The organism is Porphyrobacter sp. AAP60 (assembly GCF_001296025.1).
Lineage (GTDB): Bacteria > Pseudomonadota > Alphaproteobacteria > Sphingomonadales > Sphingomonadaceae > Erythrobacter.
In genome coordinates, this window is record NZ_LJHV01000011.1 from 126,507 (window position 1) to 142,187 (window position 15,681).

Annotated in this window: 14 protein-coding genes; 13 read left to right on the plus strand and 1 reads right to left on the minus strand. The window is 62.5% G+C overall.

Features of this window, described 5'->3' with window-relative positions:
• Nucleotides 1–41: 41 nt before the first annotated feature.
• The 9 genes from IP79_RS11015 (at nucleotide 42) to IP79_RS11055 (ending at nucleotide 8,779) form a co-directional block, all read left to right on the plus strand.
• Nucleotides 42–512, plus strand: coding sequence for a DNA-directed RNA polymerase subunit beta' (locus IP79_RS11015; protein WP_233994177.1), 471 nt, complete (start codon nucleotides 42–44; stop codon nucleotides 510–512).
• A gap of 40 nt (nucleotides 513–552) precedes the next feature.
• Nucleotides 553–1,923 carry a glutamate--tRNA ligase gene (gene gltX / locus IP79_RS11020; protein ID WP_054119355.1) on the plus strand — a complete coding sequence of 457 codons (1,371 nt, stop codon included), beginning with the start codon at nucleotides 553–555 and terminating at the stop codon, nucleotides 1,921–1,923.
• 450 nt (nucleotides 1,924–2,373) lie between these two features.
• Nucleotides 2,374–3,288, plus strand: coding sequence for a hypothetical protein (locus IP79_RS11025; protein WP_054119356.1), 915 nt, complete (start codon nucleotides 2,374–2,376; stop codon nucleotides 3,286–3,288).
• 60 nt (nucleotides 3,289–3,348) lie between these two features.
• Nucleotides 3,349–4,224, plus strand: a complete 876-nt coding sequence (locus IP79_RS11030) for a tetratricopeptide repeat protein (RefSeq protein WP_054119357.1) — start codon at nucleotides 3,349–3,351, stop codon at nucleotides 4,222–4,224.
• Between the two features lie 10 nt (nucleotides 4,225–4,234).
• Nucleotides 4,235–5,134, plus strand: a complete 900-nt coding sequence (locus tag IP79_RS11035) for a tetratricopeptide repeat protein (protein WP_054119358.1) — start codon at nucleotides 4,235–4,237, stop codon at nucleotides 5,132–5,134.
• Entirely contained in the window at nucleotides 5,131–6,342 is a 1,212-nt protein-coding gene (locus IP79_RS11040; RefSeq protein ID WP_054119359.1) for a hypothetical protein, read from the plus strand. The genes IP79_RS11035 and IP79_RS11040 overlap by 4 nt, the downstream gene beginning before the upstream one ends.
• Nucleotides 6,343–6,345: 3 nt before the next feature.
• The gene (locus IP79_RS11045; protein WP_156318312.1) at nucleotides 6,346–6,804 is read left to right on the plus strand and encodes a hypothetical protein; all 459 of its coding nucleotides are present in this window, start codon (nucleotides 6,346–6,348) and stop codon (nucleotides 6,802–6,804) included.
• Entirely contained in the window at nucleotides 6,801–7,646 is an 846-nt protein-coding gene (locus tag IP79_RS11050; protein ID WP_054119361.1) for a hypothetical protein, read from the plus strand. The genes IP79_RS11045 and IP79_RS11050 overlap by 4 nt, the downstream gene beginning before the upstream one ends.
• Nucleotides 7,643–8,779 (plus strand): hypothetical protein, encoded by a 1,137-nt coding sequence (locus tag IP79_RS11055; protein ID WP_054119362.1) that lies wholly within the window; start codon nucleotides 7,643–7,645, stop codon nucleotides 8,777–8,779. The genes IP79_RS11050 and IP79_RS11055 overlap by 4 nt, the downstream gene beginning before the upstream one ends.
• Here the strand turns inward: IP79_RS11055 and IP79_RS11060 are convergent.
• On the minus strand, nucleotides 8,776–9,597 hold the full coding sequence (locus IP79_RS11060) for a hypothetical protein (RefSeq protein ID WP_054119363.1): 822 nt from the start codon (nucleotides 9,595–9,597) through the stop codon (nucleotides 8,776–8,778). The two genes, IP79_RS11055 and IP79_RS11060, sit on opposite strands and share 4 nt — an antisense overlap.
• Before the next feature lie 198 nt (nucleotides 9,598–9,795).
• Between IP79_RS11060 and IP79_RS11065 the strand changes: the two genes are divergently transcribed.
• From IP79_RS11065 to IP79_RS11080, 4 genes are read left to right on the plus strand one after another with little or no spacing between them, the layout of a single operon-like run.
• A complete protein-coding gene (locus IP79_RS11065) occupies nucleotides 9,796–10,503 on the plus strand; it encodes a response regulator transcription factor (RefSeq protein WP_054119364.1) in 708 nt (235 codons plus the stop codon).
• Nucleotides 10,504–10,505: 2 nt separating this feature from the next.
• Nucleotides 10,506–11,843: a sensor histidine kinase gene (locus tag IP79_RS11070; RefSeq protein ID WP_054119365.1), complete on the plus strand. Its 1,338-nt coding sequence runs from the start codon at nucleotides 10,506–10,508 to the stop codon at nucleotides 11,841–11,843.
• Complete coding sequence (locus IP79_RS11075) at nucleotides 11,843–12,418, plus strand: hypothetical protein (protein WP_054119366.1); 576 nt, start codon at nucleotides 11,843–11,845, stop codon at nucleotides 12,416–12,418. Before IP79_RS11070 ends, IP79_RS11075 begins: the two co-directional genes overlap by 1 nt.
• A gap of 38 nt (nucleotides 12,419–12,456) precedes the next feature.
• Nucleotides 12,457–15,378 carry a CHAT domain-containing tetratricopeptide repeat protein gene (locus tag IP79_RS11080; protein WP_054119367.1) on the plus strand — a complete coding sequence of 974 codons (2,922 nt, stop codon included), beginning with the start codon at nucleotides 12,457–12,459 and terminating at the stop codon, nucleotides 15,376–15,378.
• The last annotated feature ends 303 nt before the right edge of the window (nucleotides 15,379–15,681 follow it).

Consider the following 15,681-nt stretch of genomic DNA (forward strand, 5'->3'; position numbering starts at 1 on the left):
CGCTATTGCAAATCACTCGCATCAAGGATAGGTCTGTGATCATGCCACTGGCCCAGCAAAAGCGAGGTTTCATGCCGCAGCACCGCCCATCTTCCGCCACTACGAGAAACATCATCGCCGCTTTGGCTGTGCCGCCGCGGATCGAGACGCTGGGGCCGGTTGCGGGGCGTTTTCTCCACGCCTTGCGGCTGATCGCGCTGCACGAGCGCATGGGCCGCGATCCGGTGCCGGAACTGGCGATACGGCTGGGCAGTGTGGCGATCGCGGCCAAGGCGCTGATCCTGGCGCAGACCATCTCCGCGGCCTGGCCGGAAAACATCCACGTTTCGCGCTTCTGCTGCCGCTTGCTCAGCCATGACGAGGCGACCATCGGTGCTTTCATCGATGCTGCCTTTCATGGCAACAGGGCCGGTTTTGAAGACGCGCTTGCCGGTCTGATCCGGCCCGAACGTATGCACCGCCTGTGGGAGGGCGCGCTTGCCTTGACAGCGGCAGAGCTGCGCGCCGCCTGAGGCCTTGCGGGCAAGGCGTGCGCGCTTTACCGCACCGGCCATGACCACCGCGCCCGCCATCACCCGCTTTGCCCCTTCACCCACCGGCCGCCTTCACGTCGGCAATATCCGCACCGCTCTGCACAACTGGATGTTGGCGCGGCGCAATGGCGGAACTTTCATTCTGCGGATCGATGATACCGATGCGGCGCGCAGTCTTGAGGAATATGTCGACGCGATCCGCATGGATCTGGTCTGGCTGGGCCTCGATTGGGATCAGGAGGAGCGCCAGTCTGCGCGGTTGGATCGCTACGAAGCAGCCTTTGCCGCGCTGAAAGCAGCAGGGCGCATCTATCCCTGTTATGAAACCGCGCAGGAACTGGACGTGAAGCGCAAGATTGCGCTGGGGCGCGGGTTGCCGCCTATCTACGATCGCGGGTCTCTGAAGCTGACTGATGCCGAGCGGGCTGCCAAGGAAGGTGAGGGCGTCGCGCCGCATTGGCGCTTCCTGCTCGATCATGCAGAACCGATCGTGTGGGAGGACGGGATCCGCGGTACCCAGAAATTTGATGCCGCCCAGCTATCCGATCCAGTGATCCGCCGTGCAGACGGATCATGGCTCTACATGATGCCGAGCGCGGTGGACGATATTGACATGGGCGTAACCCAAGTGCTGCGCGGCGAAGATCATGTTTCCAACACTGCGGTGCAAATTCAGATATTTACCGCGCTTTATGCTGCGGGTTTTGCTGCAACCGGAAGTGCAGCAAAAACATTGCCGGAATTTGCGCATGAGGCGCTGCTGGTGGGGCGGGAGGGCAAGCTTTCGAAACGACTGGGCTCCTTGGGCTGCGATGCTTTTCGTGAACGCGGGATCGAACCGGAAGCGATCATCTCGCTGCTGGCTCGGCTCGGCACCTCGCAACCGGTCGAGCCCGTGGCTGACCGTGCGGCACTGGTCGAAAGCTTCGACCTCTCCACCTTCGGGCGCGCGCCGGCGAAGTTTGATGAGAAAGACCTTGAACGGCTCAATGCCGGGATCGTCCATCAACTGCCCTTCGAAGCGGTCGCATCGCGCCTGCCGAAGGGGATGGATGCTGCCGGTTGGCACGCCGTCCGCCCTAATCTTGCCCATGTCGGCGAGGCGGTGGACTGGTGGCGGTTGGTGACCGGTCCGATTGACCAGCCCGAGTTCTCGAAGGACGACAAAGAGTTTCTTGCCGAGGCTGCGCGGTTGCTGGTGTGGGGCGAAAATCCCTGGGCGGCCCTCACCACCGCTCTGAAAGAAGCGACCGGGCGAAAGGGCAAGCCGCTGTTCCTGCCGCTGCGTCAGGCGTTGACCGGGATGGATCACGGCCCCGATATGGGCGAACTCCTGCCTCTGATCGGAGAACAAGAGGCAAGGGCGCGACTGGCAAAGGCAATCGCATAATCCCCCGCGCTCGCGTGGCTGGCAGCGAGAAACCAGACCATCCAATATTCTTGAAGTGTAACAGCCTTTGTAATTTGAGGCGATTTTGCCAGCCAGCTATGCCCGCTCCATTCGGTGTCGAAGGGGGGAATCGTGCAAAAAGCTGGACCAACCCCCGGCGAGGCGCATGGGCAAACCAATGCTGTACCGTCGACAGCAGCCGGGCCGGGGAACGGCGGGCGGCCTTTCGCGATCTGGCGATCGTTGGCATTTCTCTTACTCGCCGTTCCGGCATTGGCTCTCCCCGCAGCCGCACAGGCGCAGGGCCAATCGCTTAGTCAAGATGCTGCGTCTTGCGATGGGGGTAACATTGCCGCCTGCTCCCGCGCCGGTCTGCTGTATTCCGACCCTGAGAGCGCCGATTACGATAGCTTCACCAGTCTACGATTCCTTCAAAAGGCTTGTTTTGCCTTGGATGGGGCGGCGTGCGGCAGGCTGGCCCTGATCTATTTTGACGGCGAAGGCGATGTAGAGCGGGACTGGAGCGCGGCGGCCAAGTTTTCGCAAGATGCCTGCAGCAAGAACGACCGTGACGGCTGCGATGTGGCAGAAGCCATCTTCGCTGACAGCAATTCATCCTTTTTCGATGCCGCAAGAGCGCTTCGCTTTCGTAAGGTGAATTGCAATTTTGGCCGCTGGGAATCGTGTTCGCAGCTGGCGCGCATCATTTATAATCTCGGCGATTATCGTAACGCCGAACAAATCGCCGCACGTTCGTGTGGCGCGGCAGGCTCCACAGGCCCCGATCGCAAGGAAATCTGCGATCTGGCCGGTGCGCTCGCATCGCGGCGGATCAAGCTGGAGGAAGCCGAAGCGCAGGCGAGTGCTCGCCAGCAGGCGGCCCAGCAGGCCGAACGTGCCAACAGGCGCGGCATGGTGGATCTGTTTCTGCGCAAGGGCGATTACGACGGTGCAATATACGCCGCGATCTACCACGCACGCACCGTCTCGGATGCCGAATACGCTCTTTCTGCCACGATCAGGGGCGGTGCGATCGGCAGTGTTTACCTCGAACATCTCTACATTCTCGATAACTGGATAGCGTCCGGTAATCTCAACCAGATCGTCAACGCCGAAATTGCACGCCGATCAAAGGGCAATGATTGCGGGATCTATAATTGCACCAACACGCCCGGCGCATCGTCTGCGCGATGGGCCGCAGCAAATGGCGGACGCAGCAGCAGCGGGTACCGGCCGCCATCATCGTCGGCTCCCGAAGTGAAATACGGATTGAGCAGCGCAGAAGCGCGCCAGCAGACGCGCGAGAAGTACCGCAGCGCGCATTGCACCATGACCAACAACGCCAATCGCTATGCCTGCCAGTAAGGCGTCAGGCGTTCCCGCAACCATCGCAACAAGGGCCACCGCCCCTGCCGGAGATGCAATATGCTGAGCACAATCTTTAAATCGACATTCGCCGTGGCATTGATTTGTATCGCCAACACGGCAAGCGCGCAGGGCACGCCTTCGGTGTATCAGCAGGCGGCGCTGGACGGACAGGAAGCGCAGAACCGCGGCGATCTGAAAACCGCGTTCGATAAGTTCACCTTCGCTTGTCTGAGCGGGGATGTTTACGTCGCGTGCAACAACGCTGGCTCCATGGCCTATGACGGTACGCATGTGACCAAGGACCTGCCGCTTGCGCGGCGCCTCTACAGCCGGGCCTGCGCTGCCAAGATCGCCGCATCCTGCGAAGTCTATGGTGCAATGCTGAAGTCGGGCGAAGGCGGGCCGAAGGACATTGCAGGTTCGCTCGGGCCGCTGGGGATTGCATGCGACAGCACCTATGGCGGCGCGTGCTACAATGCGGGCTATATCCATTTTGCCGCCTTGCTGGGCAAAAGTGATCTGGCAATCGCGCGCAGATATTTCGATCTGTCGTGTGACCGCCAATATGCGCCGGGATGCTATGCCGCCGGCCTGGCGAAGCAGAAGGCCGAAGGCGCCGCCGCAATAGATCTTGTCGGAGCAGCGAGAGCTTTCGGCAAGGCTTGCGAACTCGGCTATGCCGACGGGTGCCTGAATTACGGTGTTGCGCAGATCAGCGCTGAAGGCATGGCGGAAGATGCTGCAGGTGCCCGGTCAAGCTTTGCCCGCGCCTGCAATGCCGGGTCGCTTGGCGGCTGCATGAACGCCGGGATGATGGCGCGTGACGGTACGGGGGGCACGCGTGACGCCGCAGCAGCGGCCAGATATTTCGGCAATGCCTGCAAGCTCGGAGAGCAGGCCGGGTGCAATGAAGCGCAAGCGTTGAAGAATTAGGACTGCCCGGATGACGCACACACCGGCGCTTCGGCCCGCCCTGACGATCATTGGCAGCTTTGCCCGCGTCTCGGCCGCCACAAAGGTTGCTTGCATCTGTGCCGTCTTGCTTGCAGCTTTCCTTTCGTCTGGCCCTTTGCTCGCCCAAAAAGGGCGGCTGCCACGAGCAGAGGTCGTCGCCATCTGTGAAGCTGGAGATATACCCACCTGCACCAATGCCGGCGCTGCATTTGTTGACGGGCGCGGCGGGCCGGTCGATCTGGTTCAGGGCGTGAAATACAACCAGATGGGCTGCGAGGGCGGCAATGCGGCCGGTTGCGCCAATCTCGGCATTCTGACGCGCGACGGGCGCGGGACCGAGGCTGACATTGCAGAGGCACGGCGGCTGTTCACCATCGCCTGCAATGGCGGCATTGAAACCGCGTGCAACGACCTCGGCCTCACCTGGGCCGATCAGGCCATGGCCGAGCCTGACAAGCCCGCCTACTTCGTCCTTGCCAGCAAGGCCTTTGCCCAAGCCTGCGAGATCGGCAGCCCCGAAGGGTGCAGCAATCTGGCCACGGCCTATTACCATGGCAACGGGCCTGAGAAATCTTACGCGCAGGCTCTGATTTTCGCTGAAAAAGCCTGCAAGTTGCGCAATGCCAATGGCTGTTACACCGCCGGTGTCATGCATTTGCGCGGCGAAGGTGTGCCGCAGGATTTCGCCGAATGGCAAAGCTACGTTTCGTTTGCCTGCAATCTCGGCCATGGCCAGGCCTGCACCAATTACGGATACATGTATCTCGAAGGCCAATTGGGCGTTCGGCAGGATCTGGACAAGGCGCGCGAATATCTCGCTCGGGGGTGTGAGGGCGGCTACCCGAATGGCTGCGCCGGTCTCGACAAATTGGCAGCCACCGGGAAATGAGCGGGTTTGTGAGGAGCGTCAGCGCCGTGATTATCGCTGCGTGTCTGGTCGCAGCGACGCCCGCTTTGGCGCAGGCGGCGATCGACCCTGAACTCAGGCGGCTCGCCGGAATGCACGCTGCGAGCACCTATGCCTTGGGAGCCAACGACACGTGTGACTTGTTCAAACAGGGCGAACTGCGCGCGCTTGATGTTCTCGCCCGGGCGACCGGCGAAGCGCTGGAAGTGGACGCAGGGCCGGGAACCAGTGATCGGGTAAACCGGTACTCTAGTGGTTTTGAAGAGTGGAAAGGCTGCCCAACGAAGGCTGCCGCTCCCGATGCGTGGCGCCACATCCATAATGCAAAAATTCTCGCCAGCGCGCTGATTGCGGCCCCGGCGATGATGTCCCGTGATCCTGCGACCTGCGAAATCGAGGGAGAGGGGCGTGCATATGATCGCAAGGTCTGGCAGATCGCGGCTGACGTGAAGGCGGCAGAATATCGATCGTCTGCCCGTCACGCCGAATTCGAGGCGCTGCAAAGCTACTTTGCCGGGCAGGTGGATGATGAATGCGCTTACGGCAGGCGCCACTCCATCATCATGCAGGCGGCTTTCGATTTTATCCGTCAGATCGATCAAGGCATTATCATGCGCAATTTCTACGCGCCGCATATGCCCGCCGACCAGACGATTGTTCTGGGACCGGGAGCCGTGCCGATCCCCGAAGAACATTTCTTCTGGCGTTCGCGGCGCGGTGACTTTGTGGCTTCGGAAACGCCGGTCAATTTCGGGGTCTACCGGATATCCGGGAAGGGCGACAAGAAAGCGATTTCCGCCGTGATCGTGCCGCTTTCTGCCGGGGCGCCTGCTGGTTTCCTGTTTATCAGCAAACAGGGCAAATGGTCTGCGCGTCTTGATAGGGACGTTCGCGTGCTGAGCCTGGATATGGGGGGCGGCCAGTTTGTGCCGTTTGATCGGGTGATGCCAAAACCGGTGGCGGGCGAGCCTACGGCTTACGTGTTTGAATTGTCGGACGCGAACCGCGCTTTGCTGGATAGGTTGAAGGCCTCGACCCAGATCGGTCTGCAATATCAGGACAATGAGCGGCGTTGGGCCAGTTTTGCCGCCCTCACACGCAATCAGGCCGCGGAGCCACTCCGCATGGTCGACATACGGACCGCACTGGCATGGGTGAATAGCCCGGCCGCAGATGTCGGCAAGGAGTAAACGATGAAAATTGGCTCTTCAATTCGGTTCGTTTCCGTCTTCGCTCCGGCGGTGATCATGTGCTGCACGGCATCTTCCGCGGCGGCGGAGCCGCTCGACGCGGCGACCGCCAGAGCGAGCTTCGAGGAAGGCCGCGCCACCGGGGTTACGCCCCAGACCCCGGGCGAATATCTGAGTTGCGCGGCGATGTGGGACCGCTGGGAATATTTCATGCTCAGCGCCAACACCCCTGATTTGAAGCGCGGCATCGGCAAGGCCTTATCCGCGCCTGCCGCCCGCAAACAGGCGGCAAAACTGCGCCAGAAAGCCCGCGCTCTCGCCAAACGCTGGGATGATGTCGACGATTTGCCTGCCCTGACGGCGGAGGGAGAGGCATACGCTGACGCGCAATACGCCGCCTTCATCACCAGCCAGCCGGACGCCGCGCATGATTTTCTGATGTCGCTGGGGATTTGCAAATGAGCATTTTCCTGCACCGGATGATTGAACTGACCGCCGGAACCCTTTCTCTGGTTCTTGCCTTTGTGCCGGCGTTGAGCCCTGCCGCTGCGGTGCAGCCCGCGCCGGAGCGGGCCGAGGTCGAGACTGGCCCGCCCACTGTGTCCGTGTGCCCCAACGGGGCCTATGAAAGCGGATGCACTGTGGCCGAAATGGAGGCAGCCATTGCCCGCACGCCTGCCGCCATGGTGCTGCTGTCGAAGCAATGCCTTTTCGAAACAGAGGCGCGTTGCTGGGTGCAGGCAAGCGGGACGATTTCCAGCCTCGAACGAGGCCGCCCGGTTGTCTGGCAACTGACGCTGTTGTCCCCGATTGATGGGCCTGCGGTGCAGATGATCGCGCTGTTTGAACTTGGCGGATCGCCCCGCCCGGCATTGATTGCAGCAGCGCAGACCGAAGGCTGGTTCGGCCCGCCCGACATCGTGCAGAACAGCGATGATGGCGTGCTGATCCATGTGCCGGGTGTGACCGGCGGTAACGGTGCGGGCAATGCCGATGTTCTGGTGCTGCGAACCCGCGGCGGTTGGGCCAAGCCGGATTTGGAGTCGTGGTACGACGCGGTGAACGCGATGCTGCCTGACGGGTTTGAAATCCGCAGCCGCGTCAATTTCAATTTCCGCGAGATGCACGCCAGTTCCCCTGTCTGGCGCACCGATGATGGCAATTGCTGCGCCACGGGCGGCGTGGTCCAGATCGATTTCGCACTCGGACAGGGAGGCGGGCTGACTGTCGACCGCATCGCTTTCGATGAAACCAAACCAGTGGGCCGAACCATGTATATTGACGCAAAAGGATCAGACAGATGATGCCAAGCCGTGTGCGTATTCGCCGCCAGATAACGGCGCTGGCGGGGGTACTTGCACTTTCCGCCAGTCCGGCTGCCGCGCCTGCCATCGCCCAGAGCGCGGCCCCATCACCCGAAGTGCAGGTGATGACCCTCATTGCGCAGGCCGAACATATCGAACGCAAGTGCGATGCCTTCACGCTTGAAGGCCAATACACCTATCGGGAAATGAAACTGCGCCTGCTGAACACGTTCAACCAGCCGTTGTTCGAAAGCATCTCGAACGGGCAGGCACCGGGTTTTGCGGGCGAATGCGCGGCGCTCGCCGCCAATCCCGCCGCTGTCCGGGTGGTCGATTACTTCAACGCCGAGGGCGCACGGATGCTGGCGGCCCATCATTTTCTGAGCCCGGATGCCCCATGCCGTGCCGCCAACACACCTGTGTTCCGGCAACGCGCCGCCGCGCAGTGGAAGGCGCTTGCGGGTAGCAACGACCCGCGTTTGCAGCAGGCAGCAATGCAACAGGAAGCAGCGATGATTGCCACCCAGTGCAATCCCTCCAGCCCGGGGAATCGCGCACGCTCGCTTCTGTCGGCGACAATGGCGTCTTCGATCGAAGCCGCCTATGCCAAGCCAAAGGGCTATGGCGGCGAGATGGACTTGACCGGGGCCAATCCGGATGCGTCCACAACCGTGGTCGGCTACCGCGATCCCTTGGCGCAGATCGTCAAGAACGGGGTGCTGGCGGGAACCTGCGAAAAATATGCGGCGGGCCGGATCGGCGTGCTGCGCGATGGCCGCCTTGCGGTGATGATCCCGGCGGGCGCGAGCGCTGCAAACGTGACATCAGCATTGATAAATCTGGGTGCGACAAGGTTCGAGGCCAAGGCCGCGCCTTCGCTCGATCCGCGATATCCTAAGGTCTTCCTGCTCGATGCGAAGGCGAGCAGCGCCGTGCTGTCGCCGCAGAAGCCGGGATCGACCTTCTATGTGAGCTTCGTGACCGGCACCGGCGAAGTGAAGGCGTGGGAAGAGGAATACGAATATCAGGGGCGCAAGAGAAGCGACCGCGGCACTTCGACACGCCCGATCCAGTTCGATCCGGCGGTCTTCCGTGCTGCCATAACCTACAGCAAGGCGCCCAAATTCCGTTAATCTCGCTCCGCATCAGCCGTGCCGTCTGGCGTCAGCGAGTGGGCGGCGACCGGGCGGGTTTCCCTCAACACGATCCGGCTGACGCGGATCAGGTTGCCTTCGGGCATGTCGAGCACGATCAGGGCTGTCCCGCCGGCCGGACAGCAGGGATCATCGCCCTCGCGGCTGACGGCGACGGTAAGGATCATCGCGGAAAAATCCATGTCAGCCGATGGCGTCAGCGTGAAGCCCTGCGGCATCATGCGCTGCGCCTCGTCCAGCAGATCGTGAATGTTGAAGGCGGTCCAACCCGCCGCATGGCGCGACAGAATGAGATCGCTGCGCCCGTCAGTCCCGCCCGCGCTGCGGCCGCGTGCGTGAATGATCAGACCTTCGGTGCCGTTTTCCACCAGCATCGGCGGCGCATAGGATCCAACGGTCTGGCGCGCGGCAAGCACATAGGGTTCGCCCGCGCCGCTATCTTCGGCAATCACCAGCATGTGGGTGAGCGGGCCATCGGAAGGCGACAATTCCATGTATTGCCAGATCACGGGCTCTCCCTGCCGCGCGCCGAAAATCCGCCCTGCGGAAATCGGACGACAGGGCGCCTGGGTCATAAAGAAACACCGGGTTTCCATGGCCGCGGCATAGTTGGCGCCGAATTCGACAGCGTTCAGAATATCCTCGCTGTCACACGCGCCCGGGCTGCCATCGGGGCAGACCAGTGCGGGGTTGAATTCCTGTTCGGGTAAGGTGAGGCCCGATGCTGCACTATCTGCCGCACCGGCCGGTGCCGCGATCAGCAAGGCGGCAAGCAACGGCAGGTGTTCGCGCATCATTTTTGTCCTTCGTCGTTGCAGACCGGCAGGCCGCCTGTGTCATGATCCCACCCGGCTAACACCCGATCCAGCAACAATCGCCGTCAGAATGATGACAATGCCTGTTATGACCATTGTTAAGGACTTGCGGCGCGCGTTGCGCACCTTCAGACATTAATGGCCGCCCGACCGGCAATCAGAGGTGCGATCCGATCCGTCATGAAAGTTCTGTACATCGAGGACGATCCACGCGCTGCGGCCGAGCTATGTGAGCTGGGCTGGCAGCAGGGCGATATCATCGCGGTCGAGACCGACGGGCAGAGTGGATTGCGCCGAGCCGGGATCGAAGCCTTCGACGTGATTATCATGGACCGGATGCTGGGCGATAGCGACGGCCTCGCGCTGGTCGCCCGGCTACGCGATAGCGGGGTGAGCACGCCGGTACTGATGCTGAGCGCACTGGGACGCACCAGCGACCGGGCCGAGGGGCTTGAGGCCGGCGCGGACGATTACCTTGCCAAACCGTTCGAGGCTCTGGAACTGCTGGCTCGCATTCGCGCGCTGCATCGCCGCGCATCGGGGCGCGAACACAGTGCGGTGATCCTGTACGGCGCTTTCGAGTGCCACGTGAAGGCGCGCACCGCATTCCGCAGCAACCGGCACCTCGCATTGTCCCCGCGCGAGTTTGAACTGTTTCGCTATTTCATGGAAAATGCAGGCGAAGTGATAACCCGCGAAATGCTGTTGTTCGATGTCTGGAATATGGCGTTCGACCCGCAAACCAATGTGGTAGACGTGAATATCGGGCGGCTGCGGCGCAAGCTGGAAGAGGGCTTCGATAGCCCGGCGCTGGAAACGGTGTGGGGATCGGGTTACCGGCTGCTCGAAGGCCGGGCCGAGCCGCGGACCGAAGATCAGGCGCCCTGATATTGCGCCGTTCGATCTTCACTCACATCACTGTGCTTTCCGCAGCGTTGTCGGCCGCACTGCTGCTGGGCCTGTGGTGGGTGACCGACCGGACGATCGACGAAACCATCGCGGCATCGCTGGCTGAAGGGGTCGATGTCGATCTGGCCGGGCTTGTCGATATCCACGCGAGCGGCGGCGCAGACGAATTGGCCCGCCGCATTGATGATCGCCTCGCCGTCATGCCGAAAGACGGCGCGCGCGCGCATTACCTGCTGATTGATGGCGAAGGCGTACGCATAGCTGGCGATCTTGCCGCCTGGCCCGATCTCGACCCGGCGATTTCGGAGCGCGGCCCGATCCGCATTGGCCAACAAACCAGGGCCGAAGCGCGCGCGACCATGCTGGCGGGCAATCTGCGCCTGCTGGTTGCGCATGAACCGGTGGGGCGGGGGGCATTGCTGTCACGGGTCGGACTGGTGTTCGTGCTGGGCGGGGCGGTGTTTGTTGCTTGCATCGCCCTGTTTGCGCAGGTCGCGGGCGCGCGTGTGCGCCACCGGGTGGCGAGCGTAGGGGCCGCGTTCCGCAATGGCGACGATCAGGCGCTCGCCGCGCTGGCGACCGCCGAACGCAAGGACGAGATCGACGAGATCGCGCGTCAGGCGGCGCTCGCGCTGGAGCGGGACCGGCAGCTGATGACAGCATATCGCGAAACGTCCGAGCAGGTCGCCCATGAAATCCGCACGCCCCTCTCGCACCTTGATGCGCGGCTGGTGAAGGCGCTGGCAGCCAGCAACAACCGGCAGGCGGGCGATCATCTGGTTGCAGCGCGCGGCGATATCAGGCGGCTGGTCGGCACGCTGGAGGCGTTGCTGGATATCGCCGCCAGCAAGGCGCATCGCGGCCAGCGCAAGGGATTGCGACCGGTTGACCTCAGCGCGCTGACCCGCGGAATTTGCGAATTGTATCAGGATACCGCCGAGGATGCAGGATATGCCTTCAGCTGGGATATTGCTCCGGATATCACTTTACCCGGAGACGAGGCGCAATTGGGCAGGGTGGTGACCAACCTGCTCGACAATGCTTTCAAGTACAATCGCCCCGGCGGAACGATCCGAGTGGTGCTTGAACCGGGGCCCCGGCTGAGCATCGCCGATAACGGCCCCGGCATTGCACCAGCAGACCGCACGCGCGTGTTCGAGCGGTTCTACCGCGGAAACGCAGTGACGGGCGGCGACCAGCCGGGGGCAGGGCTGGGGCTTGCCCTGGCGCAGGCGATTGCGCAGCGCCATGGCCTTGTTCTCAAATTGTTGCCAAGTGAACCGGGCGCGCATTTCATACTGCTGCCGGAGGAGGGTTGATGCGCATCGGGATGCTTGCCTTGGTGGTGGTTTTCGCAGTGTCGGCCTGCACCAATACGCCCGGAGCGCTCACACCCCTGCGCCCTGCGCCTCCGGCCGGCGCCGCCGCTTCCGTGCAGCTGGCTGAGGCGCTGGCGCAGGCCGATATCGCAGCCGAGACGCGCAACGCGGCAGGCCTTGCGCAGTCCCTTGCCACAATCGCCGCTCTGGGCGCCCGTCCGCTGGACGCCTCGAGCGCTGCACAGCTGGCACAATGGCAAAGCCAAAGCCCTGTGCCGCCACCGATGCGGGGGCGCACGCTGGGGCCCGGATACCGCCAGGGAGTGCTGGCGGCTGGCGAGGGACTTAGCCTTGAACAGTCATTCCTTTCGGGTCAGAAAGCCTCGATCGCCCTGACCGCGCCTGCCGGTTCAGCGCTGCTTTTGCAGGTAACCGATAGTTCCGCAAAACCGGTCTGCACCGATCGCGCAGCGACAGTCAGCTGCCAATGGATTCCGATATTCACCCAGCGACACACGATCCGCCTCACCAACCCCGGCCAACAGTCTGCGCGTTTCTATCTTGTGATCGAATGACCAATCCCTAAGCTTGCGCAAGCGGGGGGATTTTCTTCATGAACTTGAAAACCGGACTGGTCGTGCTGTCATGTCTCGCCGGGCAGATGGCGATGGTCGGCACCAGCCATGCCCAGCAGGCAGAGGCGACCGCAAATCTGGCCGATCCTGCTTCATTGCGCGCTGCCGCCGAAGCAATCGACCCACTGGCCAAGGCAGCCGAGGCCGAAGCGGCGTGGCAGGCCTATCTTGCTGCGCTTGAAGCAACAGGTGGCCAGGTTACCGACCAGGCACAGGCGCTCAACCGCATCGGTGATACCCGCTATTACCGGCAGGATATGCAGGGCGCGCTTGATGCCTCGCTGGATGCGCGGCGCCGGCTGGAGGCGGCAGGCGAACTGGACGGTGAAGCGATGGCCGATACGCTGGCCAACATCGCCACCTTTCAGGGCGCGCTAGGGCAGTGGGATCTGGAACTGCCCTTGCAGGAACAGTCGCTGGCCATCCGCAAGCGGTTGTATGGCGCCGATCCTGCCGGGCTGCCGCCCGAACAGGCGAAGTTGCTGGGTTTGGGGTATCTCAATTACGCCAATGCATTGTACACTGCGGGACGTTTCAATGAGGCCGCCGATCTGGTTGGGCCCTCGATCGACGGGCTGGTGACTGGCGAATTGCGGGATGCCACGCTGTTCGTCGCCATGTCGAGCGGTGCGAACATGCTGTCCGATGCGGGACGCCAAAGCGAGGCGCTGGAGTTGGCGCAGCGCGGGGTTTCCACCGCGATCCGCTTACTACCGGAAAACCATCCCTTCATCGGTTTCGCCCACGGCACCCTTGCCAAGGTTCTGTTGCAATCAGACCGATTTGCCGAGGCCGAGGAGCCTGCGCGCCGGGCGGTGGACATTCTGGCCACAAGGCTCGGCCCCACCAACCGCACTACCGGTGTTGCCGTGCACAATCTCGGTGTCATTCTGGCGCGGCTTGGCCGGTTTGAGGAAGCCATCGCGCTCAATATGTCGAGCCATGACGAGTTGCGGGCAACCGATCCCGGTAACGCCATCAATCAGCTCGTGAGTGCATCCAATTCAGCCCATGAGGCAGGCATGGCGCCGCGCGCGCTCGACCTTGCCCGGCGCGCTGCAGAATTGGCCGCATCGCTTCCAGATGAAGATAGCCGCGCGTCCAAAGGTCTGACCGTGTTGGCGCTGCGGCAGGACGAGGCTGGCGATCACCCTGCTGCATTGGCCACGCTGGATATGATCGTCGCCCGCCGTGCCAAAGCTGGCGACGCAATGCCGGACAATGTGCTGGAACTTCAACGCGGGCTGTTTGCGATCAAGGCGGGGCAGCTGGACAGGGGCTGGGCCACAGCGTCGATGGCGGCCGCTTCGCTGGAAGCCGAACTGGTCGCCGATTCCGAACGGTTCGAGCTGGGTCCGGATCTAGCCAGTTATTACGAATCCGTCATGCACATGGTCGAAGCCGCGTTCGAGGCTGATCGGCCCGATGACGCGCTGCGCGCTTTCGAGCTGGCCGGATGGGGCGTCAATGCGCGCGCGCGCCAGTTGCTGGCTCTGAAGGACAGTGTCGATGACGCCCCCGGACTGAAGGCCAAGGTCGAAGAATTTGGACTTGGCAGCAAGCAGCTTCGCATCTTTTACCGCGAACGCGCCGCCCTGCTGGCGAGCGACCGGATCGAAGCGGCAGCAGAGCGCGCAGACGACATTGCCCGGCTTTCCGCCTCGCTCACGCAGTTGCGGGGCGAGCTGGTGTCCGCGATCCCCGATTTTGGCCAGTGGGTCCGCCCCTCCGCGCCGACGGTGGCCGAAATGCAGGAGCAATTGCAAGCGGATGAGGCGATCCTCATCACGATGCCGAGCCGCAGTCGTACCTTTACGATGGTGATCACGGCTGATGCCGCTGTCATGGCTTCAAGCACAAGCGGCCGCCCGCAAGTGCGTGGCCTTGTGTCCGAACTGAGATCTGTTCTCGATGGAAGGGCGCCTGCCGATCCGGCAAGATTTGCGCGCAATGCCGCCGCGCTTCACGGCATCGTGCTTCCCCCAGGCGCTGCTGCGGCATTGGCCGGACGGAGCCGGGTCACGGTGGTAACGAGCGACGCCTTGTCGCGCCTGCCCTTCGCTGTGCTGTTGCCTGACGCACCTCCTCCCGAACAGGCGGATTACAAGGATATGGACTGGCTGGTCCGGCGCCATGCCTTTTCCATTGCGCTCACCCCGTCCACCGCCTTTAAAACGCGCGGCGCTCCAGCCACGGCGCGGGGATTTCTGGGGGTCGGCGCCCCTACGCTCAGCGGTGTGGCAGACCCTGCCGGTGGATCTGTCAGCCTGTTTCGCAGCGGTGCAGTCGCCATCGACAGCTTGCGATCACTTGGCCCCTTGCCGGGCTCTGTCGAAGAGGTTGCCCGGGTGGCGGCATTCGGGGCTTTTTCCAGCAGTCTGGCGCTGGTCGGGGACGAGGCCACGGAATTGCGGGTGCGGCAAGCCAGTGCCGATCGCTATGGCGTTTTGCTGTTTGCAACGCATGGCGTCATGGACGGCGAGATAGCCGGGCTGAACGAACCGGCACTGGTGCTCACGCCGCCATCAGAGATCGAAAACTCCGACAATGACGGGCTTTTACTGGCCAGCGAGATTGGCGCGATGGGATTGCGTGCAGATTTCGTGATCCTTTCAGCCTGCAACAGCGCTGCGGGCAGCAATGAAACTGCGCCAGCCTATACCGGTCTTGCCAATGCATTTCTGGGAAGCGGCGCGCGCGAACTCATGCTTTCGCACTGGCGGGTGCGCGATGATGCAGCGACCCACCTCAGTACCGCGACCGTCGAGGGCGTGCTGGCTGGCGTCCCGCCTGCGGATTCTCTGCGTCAGGCGCAAATGGCGCTAATCGGTGGAATTGCAAATGTGCCTGAGGGCGCCAATCCCGCCATCTGGGCGCCGTTCGTGCTGATCGAGGGGTAGGCGGATCTATCCCATCCCTCACCACTGCAGCTTTTGACCGGAAATGGCCCGTCATGGATCGGAAAGTGGTGCCCCTTCGAGTCCGAAGATGGGAACCAAAACATGTGGCGGATTGCTTTGTCGGCCCTCTGAAAACGGTGCCGGCATGACTTCAATTAGGCAGGTTACTGAGCGGCGGTTTCCAAGTGGCGAAAGGCGGAAAGCAGCCGTTCGATCAACCATTCAGCAACGGCAGCTCTCGACCCACAAATCGCCGTTCGTCCGATGGGACGCAAATGGCCGCTTTTCCTGAAACCCGCCCTC

Bases quoted from the DNA above. Each gene is read 5' to 3' on its own strand.
- IP79_RS11015 (WP_233994177.1), top strand. From the start codon at position 42: ATGCCACTGGCCCAGCAAAAGCGAGGTTTCATGCCGCAGCACCGCCCA.
- gltX (WP_054119355.1), top strand. From the start codon at position 553: ATGACCACCGCGCCCGCCATCACCCGCTTTGCCCCTTCACCCACCGGC.
- IP79_RS11030 (WP_054119357.1), top strand. From the start codon at position 3,349: ATGCTGAGCACAATCTTTAAATCGACATTCGCCGTGGCATTGATTTGT.
- IP79_RS11035 (WP_054119358.1), top strand. From the start codon at position 4,235: ATGACGCACACACCGGCGCTTCGGCCCGCCCTGACGATCATTGGCAGC.
- IP79_RS11040 (WP_054119359.1), top strand. From the start codon at position 5,131: ATGAGCGGGTTTGTGAGGAGCGTCAGCGCCGTGATTATCGCTGCGTGT.
- IP79_RS11045 (WP_156318312.1), top strand. From the start codon at position 6,346: ATGAAAATTGGCTCTTCAATTCGGTTCGTTTCCGTCTTCGCTCCGGCG.
- IP79_RS11050 (WP_054119361.1), top strand. From the start codon at position 6,801: ATGAGCATTTTCCTGCACCGGATGATTGAACTGACCGCCGGAACCCTT.
- IP79_RS11055 (WP_054119362.1), top strand. From the start codon at position 7,643: ATGATGCCAAGCCGTGTGCGTATTCGCCGCCAGATAACGGCGCTGGCG.
- IP79_RS11060 (WP_054119363.1), bottom strand. From the start codon at position 9,597: ATGATGCGCGAACACCTGCCGTTGCTTGCCGCCTTGCTGATCGCGGCA.
- IP79_RS11065 (WP_054119364.1), top strand. From the start codon at position 9,796: ATGAAAGTTCTGTACATCGAGGACGATCCACGCGCTGCGGCCGAGCTA.
- IP79_RS11075 (WP_054119366.1), top strand. From the start codon at position 11,843: ATGCGCATCGGGATGCTTGCCTTGGTGGTGGTTTTCGCAGTGTCGGCC.
- IP79_RS11080 (WP_054119367.1), top strand. From the start codon at position 12,457: ATGAACTTGAAAACCGGACTGGTCGTGCTGTCATGTCTCGCCGGGCAG.